We start from the raw sequence: 26,857 nt of genomic DNA, 5'->3' as shown, positions 1-26,857 counted from the left end.
ACATGGTGAGCGGGACGACGAAAAGGACGGTGACGACCGTCGTCGCGCTGGCGCTCGCGCTGACGGGTTGCTGGTTCGGCGGCGACGACGACGATGCCGAATCGCCGATCACCACCGTTCCGACGTCGACCGAACCGGCCGGTCCTCGCGTCAACGTCGACGGCGCCGACGCCGACGCGTCGATCGCCCAGCTCGGCCTCCGCCTGAGCGAGGGTTCGCCGGCCGACGACACCCCCACCACGGTCGACGTGGTCGACGGCACCCCACTCGGCCAACAGGCCGTTCGGGAACTGCTCGACCGACTGCCGCCCTGGGATGTGCCCGACGCCGACCGCGACGAGTTCAACCTGCCGGCGCAGACCCTGCCACCGCCGCTGGTCGGCGAGACGATCGACGGGGTGTTCCCGCCGACCGGCGACGACGCTGCGCCCCCACCGGCCGAGGGCCCGCTCGAGGTCGTGAGGTACCAGCCCGAGGGCGAGGTCGACCTCGCCCCGTTCCTGAGCGTCACGTTCGATCAGCCCATGGTCCCGATCGCGACGCTCGACCAGCTCGATGATGCCGACGTACCCGTCGAGGTCTCGCCGGCGATCGATGGTCGGTGGCGCTGGATCGGCACGCGCACGCTCCGGTTCGAGGTCGAGCCCGGCGAGATCGACCGTCTGCCTGCCGCCACCGTGTACGAGGTCACGGTGCCCGCCGGCACGACCTCCCAGACCGGCGGTCGACTGGCGGAGACGGTGAGCTGGACGTTCGCGACCCCGGCCCCGACCGTCGAGTCGTTCGTCGGCGACACCGAGACCACCTCGTTGCAGCCGGTGTTCGTCGCCGTCTTCGACCAGCGGGTCGACGCCGCCGCCGTACTCTCCACCATCTCCCTCGAGGCCGACGGCACCACGAGGGCGGTCCGACTCGCGACCGACGACGAGATCGAAGCCGACCGGAACGCCCGGTCCGCCGTCGATCAGGCGCTGGAGGCGCGGGCGGTCGCATTCCGACCCGTCTCCGAACTGCCCGCCGACACCGCGTTCACCGTGACGATCGGTCCGGGTACACCGTCCGCCGAGGGCGACCGCACCAGCAGCCTCGCCGCGACCTATCGAGGTCGCACCTTCGGTTCCCTCCGTGTCGAGCGGACCGACTGCGGCTACGGCGACGGCTGCGAACCGGGTACGCCGCTGGTGATCGAGTTCAGCAACGCGCTCGACGCCCAGCTGTTCGCCGCCGACCTCGTCGACGTCGAACCGGCGATCGAGCAACTGACGATCAACGTGTACGGCAACGTCATCGAGCTCTCCGGCGCCACCCGGGGCCGCACCACGTATCAGGTCACACTCGACGCAGACCTCACCGACGTGTTCGGCCAGACCCTGGGCACCGACACCACCGTCGACTTCCGGGTCGGCTCCGCGCGACCGGCCCTGCTGGGCCTCCCGCGCGAGTGGATCACGACCGACCCCACCGCAGAACGCCCGCAGGTCAGCATCTCCACCGTCAACCACGACGCCGTTCGCGTCCGGGCCTGGGCGGTGTCCCCGACGGACCTCGCCGCCTTCCGGACCTACCTCGAACGCATGTGGTCCGACGAGGCGGCCGACGAGCCGGAGTGGCCGGTCGTCATGGACGACGTGGTCGAGATCGACGCCTCTGAGGACCAGTACGTCGAGACGTCGATCGATCTGTCGAGCGCCTTCGACCAGGTCGACTCGCAGATCGTCGTCCGCATCGACCCGACGCGGGAGTTCTCACGCAACGACGACGACTACTGGCGCAACCGTCCGACGGTCGCCTGGGTGCAATCGACCACGGTCGGCATCGACGCCTTCTACGACCACGAACAGCTGGTGATCTGGACGACCGACCTCGCCACCGGTGAGCCGCTCGATGGGGTACCGGTCGAACTGATCGGCGACGGCCGGGTCGCCACCACCGACGGCGAGGGCCTCGTCGAACTCGACCTCGGCGACAACGGCATCGTCGGGTTGTGGGCCAGCACGGGGCAGGGCACCGCGTTCCTGCCCGCCGACTGGTACGACGGCTGGACGGCGAACGAGCGCAGCGACGAGGGCCGCTGGTACGTGTTCGACGACCGCGGCATCTACCGGCCGGGCGAGACGGTCCGTCTCACGGGCTGGCTCCGCAAGTTCGCCTGGTCGGCCGACGCCCAGCTCGCCCTCTACGACGGCGACGTGACGGTTCGCTACGACGCCTGGGACGCGCAGGGCAACGAACTCGCGAGCGGGACCGTCGACCTGAACGCGCTCGGCGGGTTCAACCTCTCGATCGATCTCCCCGAGGGCGCCAACCTCGGTCAGGCATGGGTCGAGTTCCGCGCGACGGGTGTCGACGCCGAAAACGCCTCGAGCGGCCACTCGTTCTCCGTCCAGGAGTTCCGTCGACCCGAGTTCGAGGTCACCGCCGGCAACGAGTCCGAAGGCCCGTTCTACGTCGGACGGCCCGCCACCGTCCGGGTCGACGCCGAGTACTTCTCCGGCGGACCGCTGCCCGACGCCGACGTCGACTGGCTCGTGTCGAAACGGGAGACCACGTACCGTCCGCCCGAGTGGGATCAGTACGTGTTCGGTGTCTGGGTCCCATGGTGGTGGGCCGACAGCCGTTCCGGCGACGGCGACGTCGCGTCCGATGGTTGTTTCGACTGCTGGCCAGGGACGCCGGTCGAGTACGAGGAGTTCTCCGGATCGACCGACGCCGGCGGTTCCCACTACCTCCAGATCGACTTCGACGGACCCGACGTGGATCTGCCCACCACGGTCACGGCCGAGGCGACCGTCTTCGACGTGAACCGTCAGGCCTGGTCGTCGCGTACCGACTTGCTGGTCCACCCGGCCGAGTACTACGTCGGTCTCCGCAGCGACCGCGCGTTCGTTCGCCAGGGCACGCCGATCCGCATCGACGGGGTGGTCACCGACGTCGACGGAGGCACCGTGCCCGGCCGCGATGTCACGGTCACGGCCGGCCGACTCGAATGGGTCCTCGTCGACGGCGAATGGACCGAACAACTCGCCGACGAGCAGACGTGCGTCTTCACCTCGACGGGTGATGCCACCGACACGGCGATGCGGTGTGAGTTCGCGACCGACGTCGGCGGCACCTACCGCATCACCGCCCTCGTCGTCGACGACGAGGGCCACACCAACCGCACACAGCTCACGCAGTGGGTCAGCGGATCGACCGGCCGTCCGGTGCGCGGTCTCGAACAGGGCACGGTCACGATCGTCCCCGACCAGGAGACCTACGAGCCCGGCGCGACCGCCGAACTCCTGGTGCAGGCACCGTTCGCTCCGGCGTCCGGCATCGTGACGATCGCCCGGGGCGGGATCGTCTCGACCGAGTCGTTCGAGGCCGAGGACGGCAGTGCCGTGCTCGAGATCCCGATCGACGACGCGTTCGTCCCGAACGTCGAGATCCAGATCGACATGGTGGGAGCGAGCACCCGGGTCGACGACGACGGGGTCGCCCAACCCGACCTCCCCGAGCAGGCCGCGTTCGCCACCGGGCGCATCGGCCTCTCGATCCCGCCGGTCACCCGCGCGCTCGACGTGGTCGCGACGCCGGCCGACACCGAACTCGAACCGGGCCAGGACACCTCGGTCACGGTCGCGGTGACCGACGCCGACGGCACGGCCGTCTCGGGCGCCGACGTGGCGATCGTGGTCGTCGACGAAGCCGTGCTCTCCCTCACCGGCTACGACCTGGCCGACCCGCTCGACGTGTTCTACCGCGACGTGTGGTCACAGGTGAACAGCACGTACATGCGATCGAGCATCCTGCTGACCCGCGCCGACCTCGTCACCGGCGAAGCCGGCGATCGCGCCGACGCCGCACCGACCGCGGGAGCCGCCGACGGCGGCGACGACATGGCAGAGGAGTCGGCCGACGACAGCGACGACGGCGGCGGTAACGCCGGCGCCGGCCAGCAGATCGACGTGCGCGAGGACTTCGACGCCTTGGCCGTGTACGCGCCGGCCGAGTCGACCGACGGCAACGGCGAGGTCACCGTCGATGTCCCCCTGCCCGACAGCCTCACGCGCTACCGGGTCATGGCCGTCGCGATCGACGGTGCCGACCGATTCGGCAAGGGCGAGTCCACCATCACGGCCCGCCTCCCGCTCCAGGTGCGCCCGTCGGCGCCCCGATTCCTCAACTTCGGTGACGAGTTCGAACTGCCGGTCGTGCTCCAGAACCAGACCCGCGAGCCGATCGAGGTCGAGGTCGCGATCGAAACGGCCAACCTGAAGCTGACCGGACCGGCCGGCCTGCGGGTCACCGTGCCCGCCGACGACCGGATCGAGGTCAGATTCCCGGCGACGACCGACGCGGTCGGCACCGCCCGGTTCCGAGTCGTTGCCGTCAGCGGCGAGTTCAGCGACGCCGCTGCGATCGAACTGCCGGTGTACACCCCGGCGACCGCCGAGGCCTTCGCCACCTACGGGGTGATCGACGACGGAGCGATCGCCCAGCCGACGATCGCGCCGACCGGCGTCTTCCCCCAGTTCGGCGGGCTCGAGATCAACACGTCGTCGACGGCGCTCCAGGCGCTGACCGATGCCGTCATCTACCTCACCGAGTACCGCTATGCCTCGTCCGACGGTCTCGCCTCTCGCATCATGGCCATCGCCGCCCTGCGCGACGTCCTCGACGCGTTCGACGCGGCCGGCCTGCCGAGCACGGCCGAGCTGAACGCCGCGGTTCGCCGCGATGTCGACGCACTGGCCGCACTCCAGAACGACGACGGCGGGTTCCCGTACTGGCAGCGCGGCCGCGAGTCGATCCCGTGGCAGTCGATCCAGACCACACACGCGCTCGTCCTCGCTCGGGATGCCGGCTTCTCCGTGCCGGACGACACGCTCGACCGGGCACTCGACCATCTCGCCTCGATCGAGGAGTACTACCCGTCGACCTACGGCGAGCAGGTACGCAACTCGCTCAGCTCGTACGCACTGTCCGTTCGCGACGAGGCCGGCCGGACCGACACCACCAAGGCGACGAACCTGTACGAGCGCGTCGGCGACGAGTTGGAGCTCGATGCCGTCGCCTGGTTGTGGCCGTCGATCACCGACCCCGGTCTGCGCGACGAGATCGAGGGCCGCTTCGGCAACGCCGCCGTCGAGACGGCCGGCGCCGCGACCTTCGCCACGTCGTACGGCGAGGACGCCTACGTGATCGCGAACAGCGACCGCAAGACCGACGGCATCATCCTCGACGCGTTGATCAGCGAGGCGCCGACGAGCGACCTGATCCCCAAGGTCGTCGCCGGCCTGCTCGGCGGCCAGACCCGCGGCCGTTGGAACAACGCCCACGAGAACGCCTTCATCCTGATCGCGCTCGATCGGTACTTCGGAACGTTCGAGTCGGTCACCCCCGACTTCGTCGCCCGCGCCTGGCTCGGTGACCTCTACGCAGCCGAGGCGACGTTCGACGGCCGGACGACCGATCGGGTCAACACGCTCGTGCCGATGCCCCAGGTGATCAACGCCGGCGACACCGACATCGTGCTCTCGAAGGAGGGCGACGGGCGCCTCTACTACCGCCTCGGGCTCCGGTACGCCCCGAGCGACCTCCAGCTCGACGCACGCGACGAGGGCTTCGTCGTCGAGCGCGAGTATCAGGCGATCGACGATCCCGACGACGTCCGGCGGAACGCCGACGGTTCCTGGACGATCCGTGCCGGCGCCAAGGTCAGGGTCGAGCTGACCATGGTCGCGGATGCGCGACGCACCCACGTCGCGCTGATCGACCCCCTCCCCGCCGGTCTCGAACCGGTCAACCCGGCCCTCGGCGTGTCGCAGACCACCCCGCCGCCAGGCGACGGCGACGCCGACGAGGCGACCTTCGAGAGCTCCTGGTTCTGGGGCTGGAACTGGTACGAGCACCAGAACCTGCGCGACGACCGCGCCGAGGCGTTCGCCAGCTACCTCCCGGGTGGCACCTACGAGTACTCCTACATCGCGAGGGCCACCACGCCCGGTTCCTTCGTCGTACCGCCGACCCGCGCCGAGGAGATCTACTCCCCCGAGGTGTTCGGCCGCAGCGCGAGCGAACTCGTCATCGTCGAATAGCGGGGTTCGTCTCGAGTTCGAGCGGTCTGGCGCGACCTCGTGGACGTCGGCGCGTCGCGATCCCGACACCCGCACGCACACCGCCGCGACACGGCGAGGTCCTCGGGGGCGGGATGGGGGCGTACCCGGTTCAGGGTTCGACGATGGGGAACATCGACATGAAGACGTCGAGGTGCTCGAACAGCACGGTGAACGCAGCGTGGTCGCCGGTGACCGTCGCTCGACCCGTCTCGACCTGCTCGGCGGCGGTGGACTCTCCGGTCGCGATCCGGATGATGACCTCACGGTCGAGTTCGACGGTCGCGTCCGCTCCATCGGCGAAGCCCGGTGCCGTCTGCATCGTGCGGTTGGAGATGCGGGTCCGCCACTCCTCGTCGACGTCGGTGAACCGGAGGTTCACCGACACGCGCACGCCTCCCACCTCTTCGGCTTTGAGTCGGACCGCAGTCGCGTCCATCAACTGGTCGACGGTCATCGCTTCCATGTAGCCGCGACGCATCGCCGGGTTCCGGGGAGGGTGCCCGTGGCGGAGTTCGTGTGCCCCGGTGAGGAACGCGTTCCGGAACGTCGCCGACTCGCTCTGGTACCCGATCTGTTCGAAGGCGTCGGCCTGGAGCTCACGGGCCTCGGTGTTGGTCGGATCGTCGAACACCACGTGTCCGACGAGCTCGGCCACCCACCGGTAGTCGCCCTCGTCGAACGCCGTACGGGCCTTGGCGAGCAGCGCATCCGCTCCCCCGGCCAGGTCGACGTAACGTCGACCGACCTCGGTCGGCGGCAACTTCCAGAGGTTGGCCGGGTTGCCGTCGTACCAGCTGAGGTAGCGCTGGTAGACCGCTTTCACGTTGTGGGCGAGGTGGCCGTAGTAACCGGTCGTGTGGGCCTCGGTGCGGTACTCCTCGGGCAGTTCGATCATCTCGGCGATCTCGAGCGGGGTGTGGCCGTGATTGGCGAACCGCATCGTCTGGTCGTGGATGTAGCGGTACATGTCGCGCTGCTTCTCGAGGAAACCGCGCACGTCGTCGCTCCCCCAGCGTGGCCAGTGGTGCGACGCGAACATGATCGAGGTCCGATCGGCGAACAGGTCGATCGCCTCGTCGATGTACTTCGACCAGGCGAGCGAGTTGCGCACCTGGGCGCCGCGGATCGGGATCAGGTTGTGCATGTTGTGCGAGCAGTTCTCGGCCATGCACAGCCACCCGCCGCCATCACCGCGGTCGGGGAAGAAGAAGTTCATCTCCGCGGGCGCCTCGGTCTCGGGTGTCAGCTGGAAGATCACACGCACGCCGTCGACGATCAGCTCCTGTCCGGTGTGGGTGATGTCCTCCGTCGGCGCGATCAGGCCGGGCGGCGACAGCGGGATCGCCTTGCCGAGGCCGCAGTCGACGTGCTGACGCGACCCTGCGGGGAGCAGTGGCCCGAACTGGTACAGCGCACGGCGGGCCATCGCGAACCCGGCGATGACGTTCTCGGAGATCGCTTCACGCAGGAAGTGTTCGGGGGCGATGACGCGGCAGCGGCCGGCGTCGACCTCCTCCTGGGTGGTCACGCCGAGCACGCCACCGAAGTGGTCGGTGTGCGAGTGCGTGTAGATCACGGCCGTCACCGGCCGTTCGCCGAGCGTGTCGTTGGCGAGCCGGAGACAGTCCCGAGCGCAGCCCTCGACCGTGAGGGGGTCGATCACGATCCAGCCGGTCTCGCCCTCGATGAACGTGATGTTCGAGATGTCGTACCCGCGGGCCTGCCAGACCTTCGGCGCGACCTCGAACAGACCGTGGATGTTGTTGAGCTGTGCCTGGCGCCAGAGGCTCGGGTTGACCGTGTCGGGGTTGGGCGCGCCCTGCTCGATGAAGTCGTACTTGTTGATGTCCCACGCGGTGCCCCACGCGCCCTCGATCACTCCCGTCGGGTGCTGGGCGACCAGTCCACGGGATGCCCGCTCGAAATCGGCCGGGTCCATGCCGAGATCACGTGGCGCATTGGCCTGCTGGGTGTGGGTCGAGGCGTCCTTCGGAAACGTCGGCATGCCACGAGTGTGACCGCTCGGGACGGCTCGCCACGACTCGCACCACCACCCCCACGGCACCGTTCGCCCGGGTCCCGGGGGACGTGGGGATCGCGTTCGGCGAACCCGCTCACCGGGATGACGACCGAGTGACGGAAGCTCCGCGGCAGGAGCAGCTGAACGTCCCGGTGACCCGTCGCGCGCTCCGATCCGTTGGTGGGTCGGGCTCCGAACCGTCGTCGTGGAACCCTGGCGACCGATTCGATTCGCGATGGCGACAACGAGCCTGCTGGGATTGCTGTCGGCGTGCGCGCCGAGCGTCTCGGACGACGACGCCGCACCGATCAACTCGATGCCATCCGAAGCCACCATTCGACCGAAGGAGGCGAACTCCGATGAGACGACCACGGGAGCACGCATGATCCGGCACAGCTACGGCGACGCACCCGAACAGTTCGGCGAGCTCCACCTCCCGACCGGCGTCGACGGTCCGCTGCCGGTCGTGGTCCTCGTCCACGGCGGATTCTGGCGCAACCCCTACGACCTGTCGCTGATGGACCCGCTCGCGACCGACCTCGTCGAGCGGGGCCACGCCGTCTGGAACATCGAGTACCGCCGCGTGGGTGATGCCGGTGGCGGCTGGCCCGGCACGCTGACCGATGTCGCCGCGGCCGTCGACGCGCTCGCAGCGCTGTCGGTCGACCATTCGCTCGACCTGACCCGGGTGGCGATCGTCGGGCACTCCGCCGGCGGGCACCTCGCACTGTGGGCCGCCGGACGGGCGGGTCTCCCCGATGACGTGCCGGGAGCCTCCCCCGTGGTGACGCCGGTGGTGGCCGTCGGGCAGGGAGCGGTCGTCGATCTGCTCGGAGCGGCCGCCGCACCGCTCGGCAACGGTGCGGTCATGGAACTGCTCGGCGGAGCACCCGACGAGGTTCCCGAACGGTACGCAGCAGCTCGGCCGCGGCTTGACGCGGGCCCGACGATGGTCTCGGTCGTCGGTGTCCGGGACACCGTGGTCCCGCCGCGCTACTCGGTCGACCCGACGCTGCCCGGAGCGGTCGTCGTGATCGAGGTCGACGGTGCGGGTCACATGGATCTGATCGAGCCGTCCGACCCCGCCTGGGCCGCAGTCGTCGGGGTGATCACCGGCTCGCTGTCGCCCTGACCCTACGACGTCGCGTCGTTCCGCCTCTCGCACTTGACCCGTCGGTCAAGTAGCGTCCGATCATGGCCGTTGAACATGTCGATGTCGTCGTCGTCGGAGCCGGGATCTCCGGCATCGGCGCCGCCTACCACCTGCAGACGTCCTCCCCCGACCGCTCGTTCGTGATCCTCGAGGGGCGCGCCGACATCGGCGGCACGTGGGATCTCTTCCGCTATCCCGGCGTGCGCTCCGACAGCGACATGCACACACTCGGGTACAGCTTCAAACCGTGGAAGCACGAGAAGTCGATCGCCGACGGCCCGGCGATCCTCGACTATCTGCGCGAGACCGTCCACGAGTACGACATCGAGCGGCACATCCGCTTCAACCACCACGTCGACGCGGCATCGTGGTCGACCGACGACGCCCGCTGGACCATCACGGCCACCCGCACCGACACCGACGAGACGGTCAGCTACACGTGCTCCTTCCTGTTCATGTGCTCGGGTTACTACTCCTACCGGGGCGGCTACACGCCCGAGTTCCCCGGCGCCGACGAGTTCGAGGGCCAGGTCGTCCACCCCCAGCAGTGGCCCGACGACCTCGACTACGCCGGCAAGCAGGTCGTCGTCATCGGGTCGGGTGCCACGGCGATGACGCTCGTCCCGGCGATGGCGAACGACGCCGGCCACGTCACGATGCTGCAGCGCTCACCCACCTACGTCGTCGCCCGCCCGGCTCGCGACGGCATCGCCAACCGACTCCGGAAGATCCTGCCCGAGTCGCTCGCGTACAAGATCGTCAGGAAGAAGAACGTGGCCCTCGGCCAGTTCTTCTACGACAAGACCCGCAAGCAGCCGGCCAAGGTCAAAGAACAGCTCCTCGGGCTCACCCGCAAGGAACTCGGCGACGAGATGGTCGACCGACACTTCACACCGACCTACAACCCGTGGGACCAGCGGCTGTGCCTGATTCCCGACGGCGACCTCTACGAGGCGCTCAAGGACGGGTCGGCGTCGGTGGTGACCGACCACATCGAGACGTTCACGCGAACCGGCATCCAACTCGAGTCGGGTGAACACCTCGACGCCGACATCATCGTGACCGCCACGGGGCTGCAACTCGTGACCGTCGGCGAGATGGATTTCACGATCGACGGCGAGCCGCTCGACTTCAGCCAGACCTGGACCTACAAGGGTCTCGCCTACTCCGACGTCCCCAACCTGGTGTCGTCGTTCGGGTTCATCAACGCCTCGTGGACACTCCGGGCCGACATCACCTGCGACTTCGTGTGCCGCCTCCTCAACCACATGCGCGACACCGGCACCGACTACTGCGTGCCGAGGCTGCGCCCGTCAGATGCCGACATGCCGCAGCGGCCGTGGATCGACGACTTCTCGGCCGGGTACATGCAGCGGATCATGCCGATGATGCCCAAGCAGGGCGACCGGGCCCCGTGGGTCAACACCCAGCGCTATCACCAGGACGTCAAACTCATCTCCAAGGCGCCGGTCGACGACGACGTCATGCAGTTCCACCACGCACGGGCAACCGCCGCCGTCGACCGCTGACGCGAACGCCGGCCCGGCTCAGCCACAGCCGGGCGAGCCGTGTCGCGACTCCGAGGCCACGACGCCCAAGAGCGCGACACACCCCGTCGGGCGCGCCGAGCTACAGCGAGGCGACGAAGGCGTCGAGGGCGGCGTTCGTGGCCTCGGGAGCCTCCTGCTGCACCCAGTGACCGGCGCCGGGCACGATCGTCGCACCCCGGAAGTCGGCGCAGTTGGCGCCGGTGTCGCCGAACAGGTCGATGCCGGCGGCGAAGTTCCGCACCGGGTCGAACTCGCCGCCGATGAACGTCGACGGCTGCAGGACCTGCTTCTGCGGCTCGGACTGCGAACCCAGCTGTTCCGCGTCGACGCCCTGGGCCCGGTACCGGTTGAGCGGCCCGGTCCACCCGCCGGCCTCGAAGGCCTCGACGTACACCGCGAGGTCGTCGGGCGTCGACCACGCGGGGAACGGATCGGGGTCGATCAGACCGTCGAGCATCGTGGCGTCGGCCGGCTTGTCCATGATCATCGCGCCACGCCCGTCGGCACTGGCGCTGTACCAGACCATCCGCAGACTCCGAGCGCAGTCGGCCGACAGCTCGGCTTCGGCCACACCGGGCTCCTGGAAGTACTTCATGTAGAAGAACTTGTCCGCGTACAGCAGATCCCAGAGCGCCATCGGCGAATCGGGCCCGACGGGCAGGTACGGCACGCTGAGGCCGGCGACCGCCGAGACCTGATCGGCGTGGAGTCGGGCCGTCTGCCACGCGATCGGCGCACCCCAGTCGTGGCCGACCACGATCGCGCTCCCACCCATCGCGTCGATGACGGCAGCAGCGTCGCTCGCCAACTCGCGCAAGCTGTACCGCTCGATCTCGGCGGGCTTCGAACTGCCGCCGTAGCCGCGCACGTCCATCGCCGCCACCGTGTAGCGGTCGGCGAAGTGCTCCATCTGATGACGCCAGGAGTACCAGAGCTCGGGCCACCCGTGCACGAACAGCATCAGGGGCCCTTCCCCCGCCACCGCCACTCGGATGTCGATGTCACCGTTGGACACCGTCTCGAATCGATGATCGATCATGCCCCAGTCTCGCAGGCACGCCGTCCCCGGCCCGGGCTCGGGCCGTTCGTTCCCGTCGAGGCGCGAATCGGGCACGATCTCGTTGGCGGCGATGATGCCGAGCGGCCGGCCGGACGTCGGCGAACTCGGGGGCGGGTCACCGGCGGCCGGTGACTCGCACGGCCGAACGGTTCGGGACACGCCGAACCGCAACCGTGCGACGTCGCAACCGGTGTGACCGCGCTGCTTCTGCTGCGGGCCGGTTCGGGCCGACGCGGCATGATCGGACCATGCTGAACCGGCTCGACGACTACCCGATCCATCAGACACCCGAGCCGATCGCGGTGCCGGCCTCCTCCGACCGCAACCTGTACGACCGCACCTGGTTCAACGGGTACAGCACCGACGGTTCGCAGTACTTCGGCATCGGCATGGCCGTGTACCCGCATCGGGGCGTTCTCGACGGCGCCGTGAGCACGGTCGAGGCCGGAGGTCGCCAGCACGCGTTCTACGGTTCTCGCCGTGCGCCGCTCGAACGCACCGACATGCAAGTCGGACCGTTCCGGCTCGAGGTCGTCGAGCCGCTGCGACGAACCCGCGTGATCCTCGACGACAACGAGTCCGGCGTCGCCTGCGACCTCACGTTCTCGGCTCGCACCGCACCGATCGAGGAGGCACGACAGACGCTGTGGGCGGGGCACCGTCGATGGATGGACGCCACCCGCTTCGACCAGTTCGGTCGGTGGTCGGGAACGGTCGTGCATCCCGACGGCGAGTTCGTCGTCGACGAGTGGCACGGCACCAAGGACCGCTCGTGGGGGATCCGCCCGGTCGGCGAGCGCGAGACCGGAGGTGCTCCGCATCTCCCGACCGGCATCTTCTTCCTGTGGGCGCCACTGATCTGGGACGACCACGTGAGCCACGCCATCTTCTTCGACGGACCGAGCGGCGAGCCGCTGGTCCGCGAGGGCATCGAGGCGAGGCTGTACGACGCCGAGTCACAGATCCCGCCCGACCTGACGAGTACCGACCGTCGCATGGCCACGGCCGCCCACCGGGTCAGCTATCACCCGGGCACGCGGCTCGCGGCGTCGGCCGAGATCGACCTCGTGCGCCTCGGCGGCGAGGTCCGCACGATCTCGCTCACCCCGACGCTCCGGTTCCAGATGCAGGGGCTCGGCTACGGGCATCCCGTCTGGAAGCAGGGCGTGTGGCATGACGAACTCGCGATCGGCGGTGAGACGTTCGACCTCGACCAACTCGATCTGCTCGCCCCGGAGAACATCCACGCCCAGCAGGTCGTGCGCGCCACCGACGGCGACCGGACCGGCATCGGCGTGCTCGAACAGATCGTGATCGGACCATACGCCCCCGCCGGCTTCACCGACTTCTTCGACGGCGCCTGACTCGGCCGACCCGCCGCGATCCGCCGTGTCGCGAACCTGGGGCCATCACGCACCAAAGCGCGACACGGCCGATCCACCGGTCGATCCACCCACAACCGTGTCGCGAACCTGGGGCCATCACGCACTAGAGCGCGACACGGCCGATCCACCGGTCGATCCACCACCGGTCGGGCGGCGCGCCGGCGAGGCTCGAGTCCGGGTGGGGTGGGACCGCGTCGTAGGGTCGGGGCCATGACCGACCTCTACGAGACGATGAGCACGTTGCGCGCCGTCCGCAAGCTGCGCACCGACCCGATCCCCGACGACGTGCTCGAGCGAGTCCTCCAAGCCGCCTGCTGGGCTCCGACCGGCGGCAACCAGCAGCCGTGGCGTGTGATCGTCGTCACCGACCCGGCGAAGAAGGCGGGCCTGCAGGAGATCTACGAGCCGCAATGGCGCCGGTACATCGACGGGATGGCCGCCCGGATGGCGGCGCTCTCGCCCGACGATCTCGAGCAGCGCAACCGGGTGACCGCAGCCGGCGATCACCTCGCCGCGCACCTGCACGAAGCGCCGGCCATTCTCATGTTCTGCGCCGATCCGAAGATGATGGCGATCACCGACGCCAAGCTCGACCGCATCAGCATGGTCGGCGGTGGCTCGGTCTACCCGGCCGTGCAGAACGCGATGCTGGCCTGCGTCGCCGAGGGACTCGGATGCACGCTGACGACGCTGCACTGCCTGAAGGAAGCCGAGGTCAAGGAGCTGCTCGACGTACCCGACGGCTGGGCGACGGTCGCGATGGTGCCGATCGGCTATCCGGTCGGCCGCGGCCACGGGCCGATCACCCGCCAGCCACCCAGCGTGCTCGCCTATCGCGACACCTTCGGCAGCGCGTGGTCGTGACCTCGTGACGACGACCGGCTTTCTGCACCCCGGCGCCATGGGCGTCACCATCGCAGCGGCATGCGGCGGCGAACGCCTGTGGTGCTCCGCGAACCGCTCCGATGCGACCCGGCAGCGGGCCGATGCCGCCGGACTGACCGCCGTCGCCACGCTCACCGACCTCGCTGCTCGGTGTGACACGATCGTCTCGGTCTGTCCCCCGGGCGAGGCGCTCGCCGTCGCCGAGCAGGTCGCGGCGGCCGGCTTCGACGGCCGCTACGTCGACGCCAACGCGATCGCACCGGCGACCACGCAGCGAATCGGCCGCCTGTTCGCCCGCTATGTCGACGGCGGGATCATCGGCCCTCCCGCCACGTCGGCCGGAACCACTCGCCTCTATCTCAGCGGCGACGAGGCCGCTCAGGTCGCGACCCGGTGGGAGGGTTCGCCGCTCGATGCCCGTGCGATCGACGGCGGGATCGGTGCCGCGTCGGCCGTCAAGATGCTCTACGCCGGCTGGGGCAAGCACAACGCAGCCCTGATGCTGGCGATCAACGCGCTGGCGGACGCGTACGGGGTCACCGATGCGATCCGCGGCGAGTGGGAGCTGTCGGTCCCCGAGTTCGTCACCCGATCCGAGGCCGCCGCCGTCGGCACCGCTCCCAAGGCGTGGAGGTTCGAGGGCGAGATGCACGAGATCGCGGCGACGTTCGAGGCGGTCGGGCTCCCACCCGAGTTCCACCGTGGCGCCGCCGAGATCTACCGGAGGATGGCCGGCTTCAAGGACGCGACCGCGGCGGTCGACCTCGACCAGGTCACCGCCGCGCTGCTCGACCGCTGACCTGAGCGCGCTCCAGCAGACGCTCGACGTTCACCCGCTCGCCCGGCGTCACGTTCCGATCGCCCAAGCGGTGGTGAGCCGCATCGACCACACCACTGCGCACGAGGGCGCGCCCCCTCGCCCGCTCGAAGACCGTGACGAGCACCCACCGGCCGATTCGCTCGACGGCGCCCTCCGCCTCGTAGCTCGCCATCAGCAGGTACGTCATCGCCGCGTCGAACGCGGGGTCCCCTCGGCTCGCGTTGGTCCAGTCGATCACCACGGGGCCGTCGGTGCCGATGATCACGTTCATCGGATGCAGATCGAGATGCAGCACACGGTCACCGACGGTCACACCGCACGGTGTCGGCATCCAGTCGGGCGCCTCGAACCGGTGGAGTTCCCGTTGCAGCCGGGCCAGGCTGCGGGCGTGCCGCACGAGCCGCCAGGGGCGTCGGGCCAGGTCGTCGACCATCGTGGGGCCGGCGATCCGGTCCATCACGATGTCGCTCCCGTCGGCGCGGTGCACGGTCGGGACCGGCACCCCCTTCGCCTCGAGCCAGATCATCAGCCGGGCCTCGGCGGTGCAGTCGCGATCGGTCCGGTACCGGCGCAGCACCGTGCCGTCGCCGAGGTCGTAGACGTCGGCGGCGCGCCCTGCGGCCAGGAACCGGCCCGGCACGTCGGGCATCAGAGACCGAGCGACTTGGCGACGATCGTCTTCATGACCTCCGAGGTGCCCCCGTAGATCGAGGTGACCCGCGAGTCGACGTAGGCCCTGGCGATCGGATACTCGGTCATGAACCCGTAGCCGCCGAACAACTGCAGGCAGCGATCGACCGCCCGGTTCTGGAGTTCGGAGCAGAACAGTTTGGCCTGCGCGGCATCGGAGGCGCTGAGCGTGCCGGCGTTCAACCGCATGACGCACTGGTCGACGTACGCCTGCGCGACGTCGACCTCGGTCTTGATCTCGGCCAGGACGAACTTCGTGTTCTGGAACGATCCGATCGGCTTACCGAACGCGACCCGATCGTTCACGTAGTCGACGGTCCAACCGAGCGCGGCCCGGGCGGTGGCGACACCCGTCACGGCGATCGACAGCCGCTCCTGCGCCAGGTTCGCCGTCAGGTAGTTGAACCCCTTGCCCTCTTCACCGAGCAGGTTCGCGACCGGGACGCGGACATCGGTGAAGAACAACTCGGCGGTGTCCTGGCTGTGCATCCCGATCTTGTCGAGGTTGCGACCGCGCTCGAATCCGGGCATGTCACGCTCGACCACGAGCAGCGACATGCCGGCGTGACGCTCGGACGGATCGGTCTTGGCCACCACGATCACGAGGTCGGCGTTGATGCCGTTGGTGATGAACGTCTTCGACCCGTTGAGGACGTACTCGTCACCGTCACGGAGCGCCGTCGTGGTGACACCGGCCAGGTCGGAGCCGGTACCGGGCTCGGTCATCGCGATGGCCGTGATGAGCTCACCGGACGCGATCCCGGGCAGCCAGCGCTCCCGCTGCTCGTCGTTGCACACCTCGAGGAAGTACGGGGTCGTGATGTCGTTGTGCAGCGTCAATCCGAGACCCGCCCCGCCGATCCCGGCCGCCGCGAACTCCTCGGCGATCACCTGGTTGAACCGGAAGTCCGTCGAGCCCCCGCCGCCGAACTCCTCGGGTATCGCCATCCCGACGAACCCGTACTCACCGGCTCTGGCATACAGCTCGCGCGGCGCGATCCCGTCGTCCTCCCACTGCAGGTAGTTCGGCGTGACCTCGTTGGCCACGAATCCCGCGAACGATGCCCGGAACGCGTCGTGTTCGTCGTCGAAGAGATCTCGCATGTGTCCACCGTACGCAGCGCCCGTCCGATCGCGAGCGTCGACCGACGAACCGCGACAATGCTGCCATGACCTCGATCGGACGGACCGTCGCCGACTCCACCCCGAACTGGCCCGCCGCGCCACGTCCGCCCGAAGGTGCACCGAACATCCTGCTGGTGCTGTTCGACGACGTGGGCTTCAGCGACTTCGGGTGCTACGGCGGCGACGCGGCGACGCCGACCATCGATCGGCTCGCCGCCGACGGCATCCGCTACACCGGCTTCCACACGACCGCGATGTGCTCGACGACCCGTGCTGCGCTGCTCACCGGACGCAACCATCACTCGGTCGGCGTCGGGTGCCTCGCCAACTTCGACAGCGGCTACCCGGGATACCGCGGCAAGATCGCCACCAGCGCCGGCACGGTTGCCGAGATGCTGCGGCCGCACGGCTACCGCAGCTACATGACCGGCAAGTGGCACGTCACCCCGCTGTACGAGACTGGTCCGACCGGTCCGACCGACGGATGGCCGCTCGCCCGCGGGTTCGATCGGTTCTACGGCTTCCTCGACGCCGAGACCGACCAGTATTCGCCCGAACTCGTGCGCGACAACACCCACGTGACCGCGCCGGGCACGTACGAGAGCGGCTACCACCTCACCGAGGACCTGGTCGACGAGTCGATCCGGATGTTGGCCGAACACCGCGCCGGGTCCCCCGACACTCCGTGGTTCATGTACGTCGCGCCGGGAGCCTGTCACGCGCCGCACCAGGGCCCGAAGGAACTGATCGACCACTACGACCCGATGTTCGCCGACGGTTGGGACGCGGCTCGCGAACGGCGTCTCGCCCGCATGATCGACCTGGGGATCGTGCCTGCCGGCACCGTGCTCCCCGAACGCAACGCCCGGGTGCTCCCCTGGGACGAGCTGACAGCCGACGAGCGGCGAGTTGCGCAGCGACTCCAAGCTGCGTACGCGGCGATGCTCGACCACACCGATCAGCAGCTCGCCCGGCTCGTCGAGTTCCTCGAGGCGACCGACCAACTCGACGACACGCTCGTGCTGGTGCTCAGCGACAACGGCGCGTCGCAGGAGGGTGGGCCGCTCGGGTTCGTCAACGCGCTCGGTCCGTTCAACCTGATCCACGAGACGACCGAGACGAAGCTCGCCCGACTCGACGACATCGGCGGTCCCGACACCCACACGAACTTCCCGTGGGGGTGGGCGATGGCCGCCAACACCCCGCTCAAGCGGTACAAGCAGAACACGCATGGCGGCGGCATCCGCGACCCGCTCGTGGTGTCGTGGCCCGCCGGCATCGGCGACCACGGCGGGCTCCGTCACCAGTTCGCGCACTGCAGCGACGTCGTGCCGACGCTGCTCGACGTGATCGGGATCGAGCCACCCACCACGGTGCGCGGCGCGGCACAGCAGCCGATCGAGGGAACGAGTTTCGCCGCGACGCTCGCCGACCCGGCCGCCGAGACCGGCAAGTCGGTCCAGTACTTCGAGATGTTCAGCCATCGCGGACTGTGGCTCGACGGGTGGAAGGCGGTCGCCTACCACGCGCCCGGCACGCCGATCGACGACGACGTGTGGGAGCTCTATCACCTCGACGAGGACTTCAACGAAGTTCACGACCTCGCCGCCGAGCACCCCGAACGGCTGGCGTCGATGATCGAGCGCTGGTGGCAGGAGGCCGAGGCACACCAGGTACTCCCGCTCGACGACCGGTTCGGTGAACGCTTCGCCGAGAACGCTGCTCGCGTGCACGGCGAACGCACCCACTACGAGTTCTGGGCCGGGATGGGGCATCTCGCCAGCGACGTCGCACCCGACGTGCGTTCACGCAGCTACCGGATCGTGGCCGAGGTCGAGATCCCCGACGGCGGCGCCGAGGGTGTGCTCGTGGCACACGGAGACGCGACGAGCGGCTACTCCCTCCACCTCGCCGGCGGCCATCTGGTGCACGACCTCAACGTCGGCGGCACCCACCACGTGGTCCGCTCCGATCAGCCGGTCGCACCGGGCCGCCACGAACTCGGGTTCCGGATGGAGCGGGTCGACGGGCACGGCACCGGGACGCTGTCGGTCGATGGCGTCGACGTCGGTTCGATGGCAACCGACCACTCCTTCTTCACGCTGATCTCGTTCTCCGGACTCGACATCGGGCTCGATCGCGGAAGTCCGGTCGGGCACTATGCCGCGCCGTTCGAATTCACCGGAAACCTGCGCCGCGTGGTCGTCGACATGGACCATGACCAAGACGTCGACCACGAGGCAGCCGGCGTGGCCCAGATGGCGCGGGAGTGACGCCGTCGCCGGACGACCCGACCGGCGTGGAGCTCAGCTCCCCTTGGGGACGGCGGCCGGCACCTGCCAATCGTCGGGCATCTTCGAGAAGTCGAAGAACGGTGCCTCGTCACCGGCAGCGACCGCGTCTTCGATCTGGTCGTAGAACCCCTTGCCGGTCTCCTCGGCGAACGTGATCGCGACCGATTCTTCGTCGTCGACCCGCGGGCGCTGGCAGTACTCCGGGAAGCTCGCCTCGGCAGCGTCACCCTCGGCGTAGCCGCGGGCGAACATCTGCTTGAGCGTGCCGAACCCGTCGTTGCGCACCAGCACCTGGCCACGCGGCGTGCCACCCATCGCCTTGAGGTGATCGACGAACGCATCGAGGTCATGGGTGTCGTAGGCGACGTGCTGACACGAGTGGTCGCCGTGCACCTCGACGAACTTGGTGACCTGTGACTTCTTGGCCCGGTCGATGCCCTCGATCAGCGCCACGCCGAACTCGCCGAAGTCGATGCACCAGATCTTCATGCTGCTGTCGGGGTCGTCGGGACGCACGTCGTCGATCCGGTTGATGAGGGTGCCACCCTCCACGTCGATGTGGAACCACGCCCACTGTTCGATCATGCCTTGCCGGCATGCGTACGTGATGTGGTCGACCTTCTTCAGATGGCTCATGTCGGAACTCCCCTCACTCGACGACGGACCGTCAGCCAAGCCGCTTGCATGAAACCACGCAACCGGTGTGAACGGAATGCTCATCTCTGCCGTCTGCAGGCGGGCGATGTGTTCACACCACAGAGGTTCCGCCGTGGCATGATTGGACGATGCGCCGACCGCTCGACGACATCGACCGACGTCTGATCGCGACGCTCGACGCCGACCCGAAGGCCGGCCATGCGCAGCTGGCACGCGACCTCGACATCGCCCGCGGCACGGTCTACTCCCGACTCGACCGTCTCGAACACGAAGGCGTCATCATCGGGTACGGCCCGGAGATCGCGCCGGCGGCCGCCGGGTTGGACGTGCTCGCCTTCTGCACGCTCGAAATCGCGCAGGGGTCGCACGACGAGACGACGGAGGCGATCGCCGCGATCGCCGAGGTCGTCGAGATCCACACGATCACCGGCCCCGGCGACCTGCTGGTTCGCGTGGTCGCTCGGTCCAACGATCACCTGCACGAGGTGCTGCAGCGGATCACCCACATTCCGACCGTGCTCCGAAGCCAGTCGCAGTTGGCACTCGCCACCAGCCTGTCGCGCTCGGTCGTGCACCTCGTCACGGGGTGATGTCACGGGGTGATGTCGGCCACCTTCGGGCCGCGCACCCGGAAACCCCGCTCGGTCAGACCGGCGAGCACCGACGACGCGTGCTCGCGGTCGCTCGTCTCGACGGTCAACTCCACCTCGCTCGACCGAGCGTGCATCGTCACGTCGAGACGCCGGTGGATGACCTCGACGATGTTGCCGCCCATCTCCCCGACCGCCGTCGTGATCGCTCCCAGGCTGCCCGGCCGGTCGTCGAGTTCGACCCAGAACGTCGTCAGCCGCCCGCTCCGGACCAGCCCACGCAAGGTCACGGACGCGAGCTGTCGCAGGTCGATGTTGCCACCGGTCAGGACGAGTCCGACCCGGCGACCGCGGTACCGCTGGGGGCGAGCCAACAGCTCGGCGAGCGGCGCAGCACCGGCGCCCTCGGCCACGGTCTTCTCGATCTCGAGATACAGCCCGATCGCCTCTTCGACGAGCGACTCCGTCACGACCTCGACGTGATCGACGAGCGACCGGATGATCGCGACCGTGCGTTCGCCCGGCGTCGCCACGGCGATCCCTTCGGCGATGGTCGAACCACCGACCGGCAGATCGTTGCCCGTCACCTCGTTGTGGACCGCCGGGAACCGCTCGCTCTGCACACCGACCAGCTGGATGCCGGGCGACTGCGCCCGCGCCGCGACCGCGATACCGGCCTGGAGGCCACCACCGCCGACCGGCGTGACGATGGCATCGAGTTCGGGGACGTCGGCGAGCAGCTCCAGTGCGACGGTGCCCTGCCCGGCGATCACCGCAGGATCGTCGAAGGGTGACAGCAGTTCGTAGCCGCGCTCGGCGGCGACCGCCGCAGCGTGGGCACGGGCCTCGTCGAACGTCTCGCCGAACCGGACGATCTCGGCACCGAGATGGGCTGTCCGCGACACCTTGATCGACGGCGTCGTGACCGGCATCACAATGACGGTGGGGATCGCCAACCGCGCGCCGTGATGGGCGACGCCCTGCGCGAAGTTGCCGGCCGACGCAGCGACGACCCCCGCCGCGTCGTCCGGGAGCAAGGCGAGTCGGTTGAGCGCGCCACGCTCCTTGTACGACGCGGTGAACTGGAGGTTCTCGAACTTGACGAAGACGTCGGCCCCCGTGATCTCCGAGAGCGTCGAGGAGTGGGCCGTCGGGGTGCGAACCACGTGGCCCTCGATCCGCTCGGCGGCGGCTCGGATGTCGGCGATCGTCACGGACGGAGCGTCGGAGGTTGCCACGGCGACATCATCGCACCTCGTCGTCAGCGGCGCGGGAGTGGTGCCGACCAGTCGAACCGCAGTGCGAGCAGTCGGATCAGCACCGTCACGGCCACGGCGGTCGTCTGGGCGGCGCCGTCGGGCGCCCCGGCTGCATGGGCGGCGGCGACGATCCCGGCGCCGATCGCTGCCGGTATGGCGTAGAGACGACTGCCGGTCGCGAAGATCTGCGGCACCTGGTTCGCCAGGATGTCGCGGACCAAGCCGCCGCCGACGGCAGCGACCGTCCCGGTGAGGACGACCCCGATCGTGCCGAGACCTGCGTCGATCGCTCGGCCTGCGCTGACGGCGGCGAAGAGCCCCAGGCCGGCGGCATCGAGCACGAGCACGGGCGACCACAGACGGTTGGTGAGCGCCGGCGACATGATCACGAGCGCCGCGGCGACGAGGGGCATCACGAGGTATCCCGGCTCCCGGACCGCGGCCGGCGGCAGGTCCGCGATCAGGATGTCACGCATGACGCCGCCGGCGAGCGCCGTCACGAGACCGAGCACGACCACGCCGACGACGTCCATGTCGCTGCGGACCGCGACCACACAGCCGGAGAGTGCGAACACGAAGATGCCCGCCAGGTCGAGGATCTGTAGCCAGTTCATCGAGCCCGCTCCGAACGCACCGCTCCGCTCGACGAACTCCGGGACCCCGACATGACCGGGCGAGCGTAACCCGACGCGGCGATGCTCGGCAGGACGACCGACGCAGCCAGGAGCGAACCACCGCTCCTGGCTGCGTCGTGCCGGGTCCCGCCACGACCACCCCCGCGGCCGTGGCGGGATCAGGTCACCCGAACGTGTCGCAGCCGTTTCCGACCGAGACGTGCTCACCCAGGGCGACCGAGATGGTGGTCACCCCGTTGATGTCCTCGTACCGGCGCATCGGCCACTGGTCGTAGTGCCCGGCCCACTGGCTGTCCGACCCGTCGAAACCGACCGACGCGGCGTGCACGCTCACGATGCACCAGCTGTGATCAGCCAGCTTGGCCGCCTGGTAGACGCCGGGCTCGATGTGTTGGCCGACGATGTGGTCTCCGGGGCCGAACGAACCGGTGGGCATCGGCGGATCCTCGGGCACGTACGGCACCAGGGGGTCGCACGGTCCGACGGTGTCGATCCCCCAGATCGTGCGGTAGTTCAGGAACCCGTCACCCGGGCGAACGTCGACGAGCAGACGGCCGTCGGCCGCGCCGTGCGTGCCGAAGATGTCGTCGCCGTTCCGGTACTCGGCGAAGCTCCGGAACCGGAGCCGCATCGTGTCGCACCAGACGTTGTTCTCCGGCGGCGTGTCGGCGATGTAGCGCCCCGGCGGCATCTGGTACTCGCCCACCGGGTAGCCGTCCCAATGGTCCCGAATCGGATACTCGGCCGGGCAGTCGGTACCGGTGTCGGCCGGTTCGTCACCCACGTAGTAGCCGGCCACGTCGACGATCACTTCGACGTCGGCCGATGCGAACAGACACACCATGCCCCCGCCGCCGAGTCCGGCGACCACCATGTTCGCGTTCACGCTGTTCGGGTAGAAGTTGACGCTCGACGCGATCGGGCGCGGCGAGTTGCGGGGATGCAACGACAGGAAGCCGGGCTCGACGCCGTTCGTGATCGTCACGTTGAGCGCCACGGCCGTCGCCTCGGCGGGGATGTCGGCCCGGCCCGAGACCGGGAACTGCAGCGTGGTGCCCTTGCGCCGGAAGCCGTCCTTCTCGACGTCGTCGTCGACGGTCTCTCCCTCGGGCCGCGAGTCGACGATCCGCTTCGGTGTGTCGAGACCCACGAAGAAGTCACTGCTCAACGAACCGCTGACGTCGACGATCACGTCGGCATCGGCGAGCGAGTAGATGCAGGTCCGGCCCTGGCCGTCGAGCTTCGCGATCACCGAGTTGGCCGTGATCTGACCGGCGGTGTAGTTGACATTGGACGAGTTCGCCAACGGTTCGCCGCACGGGTACGCCGCGAGGAAGCCCGGAGCAGCGCTGTTCGCCACGGTCACGTTGAGGACGGCGACCTCGGCGTCGGCGTCGATACCGGCTCGGCCGGCGACCTGCACCACCAGGTCGGTTCCGGCCCTGACCGTTCCCGTCGCCTCGTTGTCACCGTCGATCGTGTCGCCCTCCGGACGCGTGTCGGCGATCCGCTGCGGCGCGTCGAGCGGGTCGTACACACCGTCGGGCATCCAGCCGTTGACGTCGACGACGACGTGGACTTCGGTCAGCGCGTAGATGCAGGTCTTCCCGGCGCCGTTGAGGCCGGCGAACACCGCGTTCGAGTGGACGGTGCCCGCGAAGTAGTTGACGTTCGACGAGTTCGGACGATCCTGACCGCAGGGGAACACGGTGAGGAAGCCCGGCCCGGCACCACCGACCGCCACGACGTTGAGGGTCGCTGCCGCCGCGTCGTCGCCGACGCCCGCTCGCCCGGCGACCTGCAACTGCATCGTCGCGCCCGCCTTGATCGTGCCGGTCTTGGCGCCGATGTCGTCCACGGTCTCGCCGTCCGGGCGGGTGTCGGCGATCCGCTGCGGAGCGTCGAGGGCCTCGAACTGGACGAGCACGGCAGCCTCCGCCGGCGCAGCGACGCCGACGACGACCGTGGCCAGCAACGCGCCGACCATGGCCCAGATTCTCGCCGTGATGAGTGGGGCGGCGCACGCGCCGCGTGAAGTGAGTGTCCTCGCCATGGGTGGGAACCTAAACGTGGCCGGTAGCAGGCCGGTAACAGCACGTGCACCCTCGGACGAACCCCTCGGCTACGGGTCGGGATAGTCCGGGATCTCCAGGGGCTCGCGGCGTTTGAGCTCGCCGTCGACATCGAAACCGATCAGGTTTCGCCGGACCCTCGTCTCGGCCGAACCCAACGTGTCGGCCAGTCGGAGCACCTGCATGGCGACGGTGTCGAGCCGCTTGATCTGCTGCACCCGCTGCTCCCAGGACGAGATCATGAAGACTTCGCTGATCGAGCCGGGGTCGGTCGCGTCCCGGTAGGCAGACCACTGGTAACCACCCGTTCGAAGCCGCACACGGCGGAGGTCGGCGAGCACCTCGAGGAAGTCGTCGAGCTGCTCCTCGGCCACGTGCCACGTCGTGATCACGAGCACCGGTTCGTCGGTGTCCTCCACCTCGGGGATCGCGGCGGCGTCCGGCTCGAGCACCACCGGCGGTTCGATCTGCTCGAGCACCGGGATCGGCATCCGAAACGACAGGCCACCCACGGCGACGACCGCCACCGAGAACATCACGAGCGCCACGTCGGCGCCGACCGACGCGCCCAGCACGCCCGAGGTGATCGCCCCGAGCGGCATGAACCCGAAGACCGACAGGATGAACGCACCCATCGTCCGGCCGCGCACCCAGTCGGGAGTGAGCACCTGGTAGATGCTGTTCAACGTGGCCAGGATCCAGGTCCAGACGACGCCGCCGACCGTGATGATCACCGCGGTGACCGGCACCCACTGCGACAGGCCGACCGTGACACCGATCACGCCGAACGACGCGATGCAGATCGACAGGAACCTGGGCCCGAGTCGTCTGCTGGCCAGGGATCGACTCAACCCACCGACCATCGCCCCGGCGCCGAACAGTCCGAGGAGGATGCCGTACAGCGCGGACCCACCGCCGAGCACATCGCTCGTCAGGTTCGGCAGCATCGCCCGCAGACTCGCCGATGCGAAGCCGAAGAGCGAACCGAGCAGCAGCAGCCACAGGTAGTCGCGGGAGAATCGGAGATACCGGATGCCGGTCGCGATCGCCACGACCATCGAACCCTTCTCCTGGTCCAGTTCTTCGGTCCGAGTCGTCGCGATCGCCACCAGCACCGCGAGGTAGCCGACGGCCGCGACACCGAACGAGAAGCCGGCCCCGACGGTCGCCAGCATGAGGCCGCCGAGTGCCGGGCCGAGTGCCGTGGCGACGCCGCCGGATGCCGAGTTGAGCGACACGGCTCCCGGCACGAGGCTGGCCGGCACCAGCGACGGCACGATGGCATGCCACGTCGGGTTGAAGAACGCGATGCCGCAGCCGATCATGAGCCCGAGCCCGACCAGGCGGGCGGGCGTCAAGGCGTCCAACATCGACAGCACCGACATCGTCACCGACGCGCTGGCCAGCACGGCCGACGAGATCAACAGGATCAGCCGCCGATCGAAAAGGTCGGCGGCGGCGCCCGCCGGCAGCGAGAGCACGAGCAACGGCAGCGTCGGGGCGCCGATCATCGCACTGACCCACAACGGCGAGCCCGTCAACTCGAGGATCAGCCACGACGACGCGACCACCTGCACGAGATGGCCGAGGCTGAAGATGACGAGCGCGATCCACAACCGTCGGAACACGGCGATCCTGAGCGGCGCCATCGACGACGACTCGCTCATCGTGCACCCGCCGTCGGTCGTGGGGCGCTCATCAGGACATCACGGCAGTGGCAGGTCGTCGAAACGCGACGACCCCTCCGTGCCCTTCGTCCGATGGTTGAGTTCGGCGATCGACGCCTGGAGATGCATCGTCGGCTCACCGATGCACAGGAAGCGGTAGCCCCGCTGCACCAGGTCTGGTCCATCACCGATCATCCACATCTTCTTGCCGACCGATTCGCCGGCACCTTTGATCTTGGCCAGCGCGCCCTGCAATTCGGGCGAGTCCGGCTGCCAGCACACACCGAGCGCCGCCGACAGATCGTAGGGCCCGACCGCCACCGCGGTGGTGATGTCGTGCGCGGCGATCTGGTCGGCATGGTCGAGGCCGCTCTGGTTCTCGATCTGCGGCAGGACGATGAAGTCGTTCTCGAACTCGTCGACCCAGGTCGCGTGGTTGACGTCGGACACCCAGAAGTTGCCGAGCCCTCCCGGGCGACGCTTGCCGCGCGGCCGGAGATACACCGCATCCTGGATGGTCTGCATCATCTCCATGTTCTCGACCATCGGGACGAGCAGGCCACACGGTCCGAGGTCCATCGCCAGGCGGATCGGCGTGAACTCGGCTGCCGGCGGCCTGATCAGGATCGGGAAACCTTCCCGCCGCCCGATCGCGCAGGAGTGCGCGACCATCTCGGCATCGTAGGTGAGGTGCTCGAGGTCGATGATGAGGTAGTCGAGCCCGGCCTCCATCGCCATCTCCACCATCCCGGGCCAGAAGTGGAAGGTGCAGAGCATTCCGGTCGTGATGTGGGAGTCGTCGGCGATCTTGTCGCGGAGGATGCGGGCGGGGTTGACAGGTGCGTTCATGAAGGTGTCCTCGTCGTGTCGGTTGCTGGTTGTCGGTTCGGTGGT

Annotated in this window: 18 protein-coding genes; 8 read left to right on the top strand and 10 right to left on the bottom strand. The window is 68.9% G+C overall.

The features are described from left to right. The first annotated feature begins 29 nt into the window (after window positions 1–29). Window positions 30–6,080, top strand: coding sequence for an alpha-2-macroglobulin family protein (locus R8G01_22580; GenBank protein ID MDW3216793.1), 6,051 nt, complete (start codon window positions 30–32; stop codon window positions 6,078–6,080). 130 nt (window positions 6,081–6,210) lie between these two features. Here the strand turns inward: R8G01_22580 and R8G01_22575 are convergent, their stop codons facing one another. Continuing rightward, window positions 6,211–8,106: an alkyl sulfatase dimerization domain-containing protein gene (locus R8G01_22575; GenBank protein ID MDW3216792.1), complete on the bottom strand. Its 1,896-nt coding sequence runs from the start codon at window positions 8,104–8,106 to the stop codon at window positions 6,211–6,213. A gap of 250 nt (window positions 8,107–8,356) precedes the next feature. Between R8G01_22575 and R8G01_22570 the strand changes: the two genes are divergently transcribed. Together R8G01_22570 and R8G01_22565 are read left to right on the top strand one after the other, a co-directional pair. Further along, window positions 8,357–9,253 carry an alpha/beta hydrolase gene (locus R8G01_22570; protein MDW3216791.1) on the top strand — a complete coding sequence of 299 codons (897 nt, stop codon included), beginning with the start codon at window positions 8,357–8,359 and terminating at the stop codon, window positions 9,251–9,253. Between the two features lie 62 nt (window positions 9,254–9,315). After that, a complete protein-coding gene (locus R8G01_22565) occupies window positions 9,316–10,803 on the top strand; it encodes an NAD(P)/FAD-dependent oxidoreductase (GenBank protein MDW3216790.1) in 1,488 nt (495 codons plus the stop codon). Between the two features lie 100 nt (window positions 10,804–10,903). Here the strand turns inward: R8G01_22565 and R8G01_22560 are convergent, their stop codons facing one another. Then, complete coding sequence (locus tag R8G01_22560; GenBank protein ID MDW3216789.1) at window positions 10,904–12,043, bottom strand: alpha/beta hydrolase; 1,140 nt, start codon at window positions 12,041–12,043, stop codon at window positions 10,904–10,906. 89 nt (window positions 12,044–12,132) lie between these two features. On the opposite strand from R8G01_22560, the gene R8G01_22555 reads away from it, so the two are divergent. The 3 genes from R8G01_22555 to R8G01_22545 all read left to right on the top strand — a co-directional run bounded on the left by R8G01_22555 (window position 12,133) and on the right by R8G01_22545 (window position 14,953). Then, entirely contained in the window at window positions 12,133–13,248 is a 1,116-nt protein-coding gene (locus tag R8G01_22555; GenBank protein ID MDW3216788.1) for a hypothetical protein, read from the top strand. Window positions 13,249–13,479: 231 nt separating this feature from the next. After that, a complete protein-coding gene (locus tag R8G01_22550; GenBank protein MDW3216787.1) occupies window positions 13,480–14,133 on the top strand; it encodes a nitroreductase family protein in 654 nt (217 codons plus the stop codon). A gap of 4 nt (window positions 14,134–14,137) precedes the next feature. Further along, the gene (locus tag R8G01_22545) at window positions 14,138–14,953 is read left to right on the top strand and encodes a DUF1932 domain-containing protein (protein ID MDW3216786.1); all 816 of its coding nucleotides are present in this window, start codon (window positions 14,138–14,140) and stop codon (window positions 14,951–14,953) included. Here R8G01_22545 and R8G01_22540 read toward each other — a convergent pair. Beyond that, the gene (locus R8G01_22540) at window positions 14,928–15,623 is read right to left on the bottom strand and encodes a phosphotransferase (GenBank protein ID MDW3216785.1); all 696 of its coding nucleotides are present in this window, start codon (window positions 15,621–15,623) and stop codon (window positions 14,928–14,930) included. The two genes, R8G01_22545 and R8G01_22540, sit on opposite strands and share 26 nt — an antisense overlap. After that, a complete protein-coding gene (locus R8G01_22535) occupies window positions 15,623–16,768 on the bottom strand; it encodes an acyl-CoA dehydrogenase family protein (GenBank protein ID MDW3216784.1) in 1,146 nt (381 codons plus the stop codon). The genes R8G01_22540 and R8G01_22535 overlap by 1 nt, the downstream gene beginning before the upstream one ends. Before the next feature lie 65 nt (window positions 16,769–16,833). Here R8G01_22535 and R8G01_22530 point away from each other — a divergent pair, with 65 nt between their 5' ends. Beyond that, a complete protein-coding gene (locus R8G01_22530) occupies window positions 16,834–19,062 on the top strand; it encodes a sulfatase-like hydrolase/transferase (GenBank protein ID MDW3216783.1) in 2,229 nt (742 codons plus the stop codon). Between the two features lie 33 nt (window positions 19,063–19,095). Here R8G01_22530 and R8G01_22525 read toward each other — a convergent pair whose 3' ends face one another. After that, the gene (locus R8G01_22525; GenBank protein MDW3216782.1) at window positions 19,096–19,719 is read right to left on the bottom strand and encodes a hypothetical protein; all 624 of its coding nucleotides are present in this window, start codon (window positions 19,717–19,719) and stop codon (window positions 19,096–19,098) included. Between the two features lie 149 nt (window positions 19,720–19,868). Here R8G01_22525 and R8G01_22520 point away from each other — a divergent pair, with 149 nt between their 5' ends. Further along, window positions 19,869–20,330, top strand: a complete 462-nt coding sequence (locus R8G01_22520) for an Lrp/AsnC family transcriptional regulator (GenBank protein MDW3216781.1) — start codon at window positions 19,869–19,871, stop codon at window positions 20,328–20,330. 2 nt (window positions 20,331–20,332) lie between these two features. Here R8G01_22520 and R8G01_22515 read toward each other — a convergent pair whose 3' ends face one another. The 5 genes from R8G01_22515 to R8G01_22495 form a co-directional block, all read right to left on the bottom strand. Next, window positions 20,333–21,568: a threonine ammonia-lyase gene (locus R8G01_22515; protein MDW3216780.1), complete on the bottom strand. Its 1,236-nt coding sequence runs from the start codon at window positions 21,566–21,568 to the stop codon at window positions 20,333–20,335. Window positions 21,569–21,591: 23 nt separating this feature from the next. Continuing rightward, window positions 21,592–22,203, bottom strand: coding sequence for a TRIC cation channel family protein (locus R8G01_22510; protein ID MDW3216779.1), 612 nt, complete (start codon window positions 22,201–22,203; stop codon window positions 21,592–21,594). A 184-nt stretch (window positions 22,204–22,387) separates the two neighbouring features. Next, the gene (locus R8G01_22505) at window positions 22,388–24,277 is read right to left on the bottom strand and encodes a hypothetical protein (GenBank protein MDW3216778.1); all 1,890 of its coding nucleotides are present in this window, start codon (window positions 24,275–24,277) and stop codon (window positions 22,388–22,390) included. 69 nt (window positions 24,278–24,346) lie between these two features. Beyond that, the gene (locus tag R8G01_22500) at window positions 24,347–25,963 is read right to left on the bottom strand and encodes an MFS transporter (protein MDW3216777.1); all 1,617 of its coding nucleotides are present in this window, start codon (window positions 25,961–25,963) and stop codon (window positions 24,347–24,349) included. Between the two features lie 39 nt (window positions 25,964–26,002). Beyond that, window positions 26,003–26,812: an aldolase/citrate lyase family protein gene (locus R8G01_22495; protein MDW3216776.1), complete on the bottom strand. Its 810-nt coding sequence runs from the start codon at window positions 26,810–26,812 to the stop codon at window positions 26,003–26,005. Between the last annotated feature and the right edge of the window lie 45 nt (window positions 26,813–26,857).

The organism is Ilumatobacteraceae bacterium (assembly GCA_033344875.1).
GTDB lineage: Bacteria > Actinomycetota > Acidimicrobiia > Acidimicrobiales > Ilumatobacteraceae > Ilumatobacter.
The sequence above is the reverse complement of the archived record's forward strand: the minus strand, read 5'-3'. Positions and strand labels throughout refer to the sequence as shown.

Coding starts and splice junctions, on each gene's coding strand:
- R8G01_22575 (MDW3216792.1), bottom strand. CDS start 8,106: ATGCCGACGTTTCCGAAGGACGCCTCGACCCACACCCAGCAGGCCAAT.
- R8G01_22570 (MDW3216791.1), top strand. CDS start 8,357: ATGGCGACAACGAGCCTGCTGGGATTGCTGTCGGCGTGCGCGCCGAGC.
- R8G01_22565 (MDW3216790.1), top strand. CDS start 9,316: ATGGCCGTTGAACATGTCGATGTCGTCGTCGTCGGAGCCGGGATCTCC.
- R8G01_22555 (MDW3216788.1), top strand. CDS start 12,133: ATGCTGAACCGGCTCGACGACTACCCGATCCATCAGACACCCGAGCCG.
- R8G01_22550 (MDW3216787.1), top strand. CDS start 13,480: ATGACCGACCTCTACGAGACGATGAGCACGTTGCGCGCCGTCCGCAAG.
- R8G01_22540 (MDW3216785.1), bottom strand. CDS start 15,623: ATGCCCGACGTGCCGGGCCGGTTCCTGGCCGCAGGGCGCGCCGCCGAC.
- R8G01_22535 (MDW3216784.1), bottom strand. CDS start 16,768: ATGCGAGATCTCTTCGACGACGAACACGACGCGTTCCGGGCATCGTTC.
- R8G01_22530 (MDW3216783.1), top strand. CDS start 16,834: ATGACCTCGATCGGACGGACCGTCGCCGACTCCACCCCGAACTGGCCC.
- R8G01_22525 (MDW3216782.1), bottom strand. CDS start 19,719: ATGAGCCATCTGAAGAAGGTCGACCACATCACGTACGCATGCCGGCAA.
- R8G01_22520 (MDW3216781.1), top strand. CDS start 19,869: ATGCGCCGACCGCTCGACGACATCGACCGACGTCTGATCGCGACGCTC.
- R8G01_22510 (MDW3216779.1), bottom strand. CDS start 22,203: ATGAACTGGCTACAGATCCTCGACCTGGCGGGCATCTTCGTGTTCGCA.
- R8G01_22505 (MDW3216778.1), bottom strand. CDS start 24,277: ATGGCGAGGACACTCACTTCACGCGGCGCGTGCGCCGCCCCACTCATC.
- R8G01_22500 (MDW3216777.1), bottom strand. CDS start 25,963: ATGAGCGAGTCGTCGTCGATGGCGCCGCTCAGGATCGCCGTGTTCCGA.
- R8G01_22495 (MDW3216776.1), bottom strand. CDS start 26,812: ATGAACGCACCTGTCAACCCCGCCCGCATCCTCCGCGACAAGATCGCC.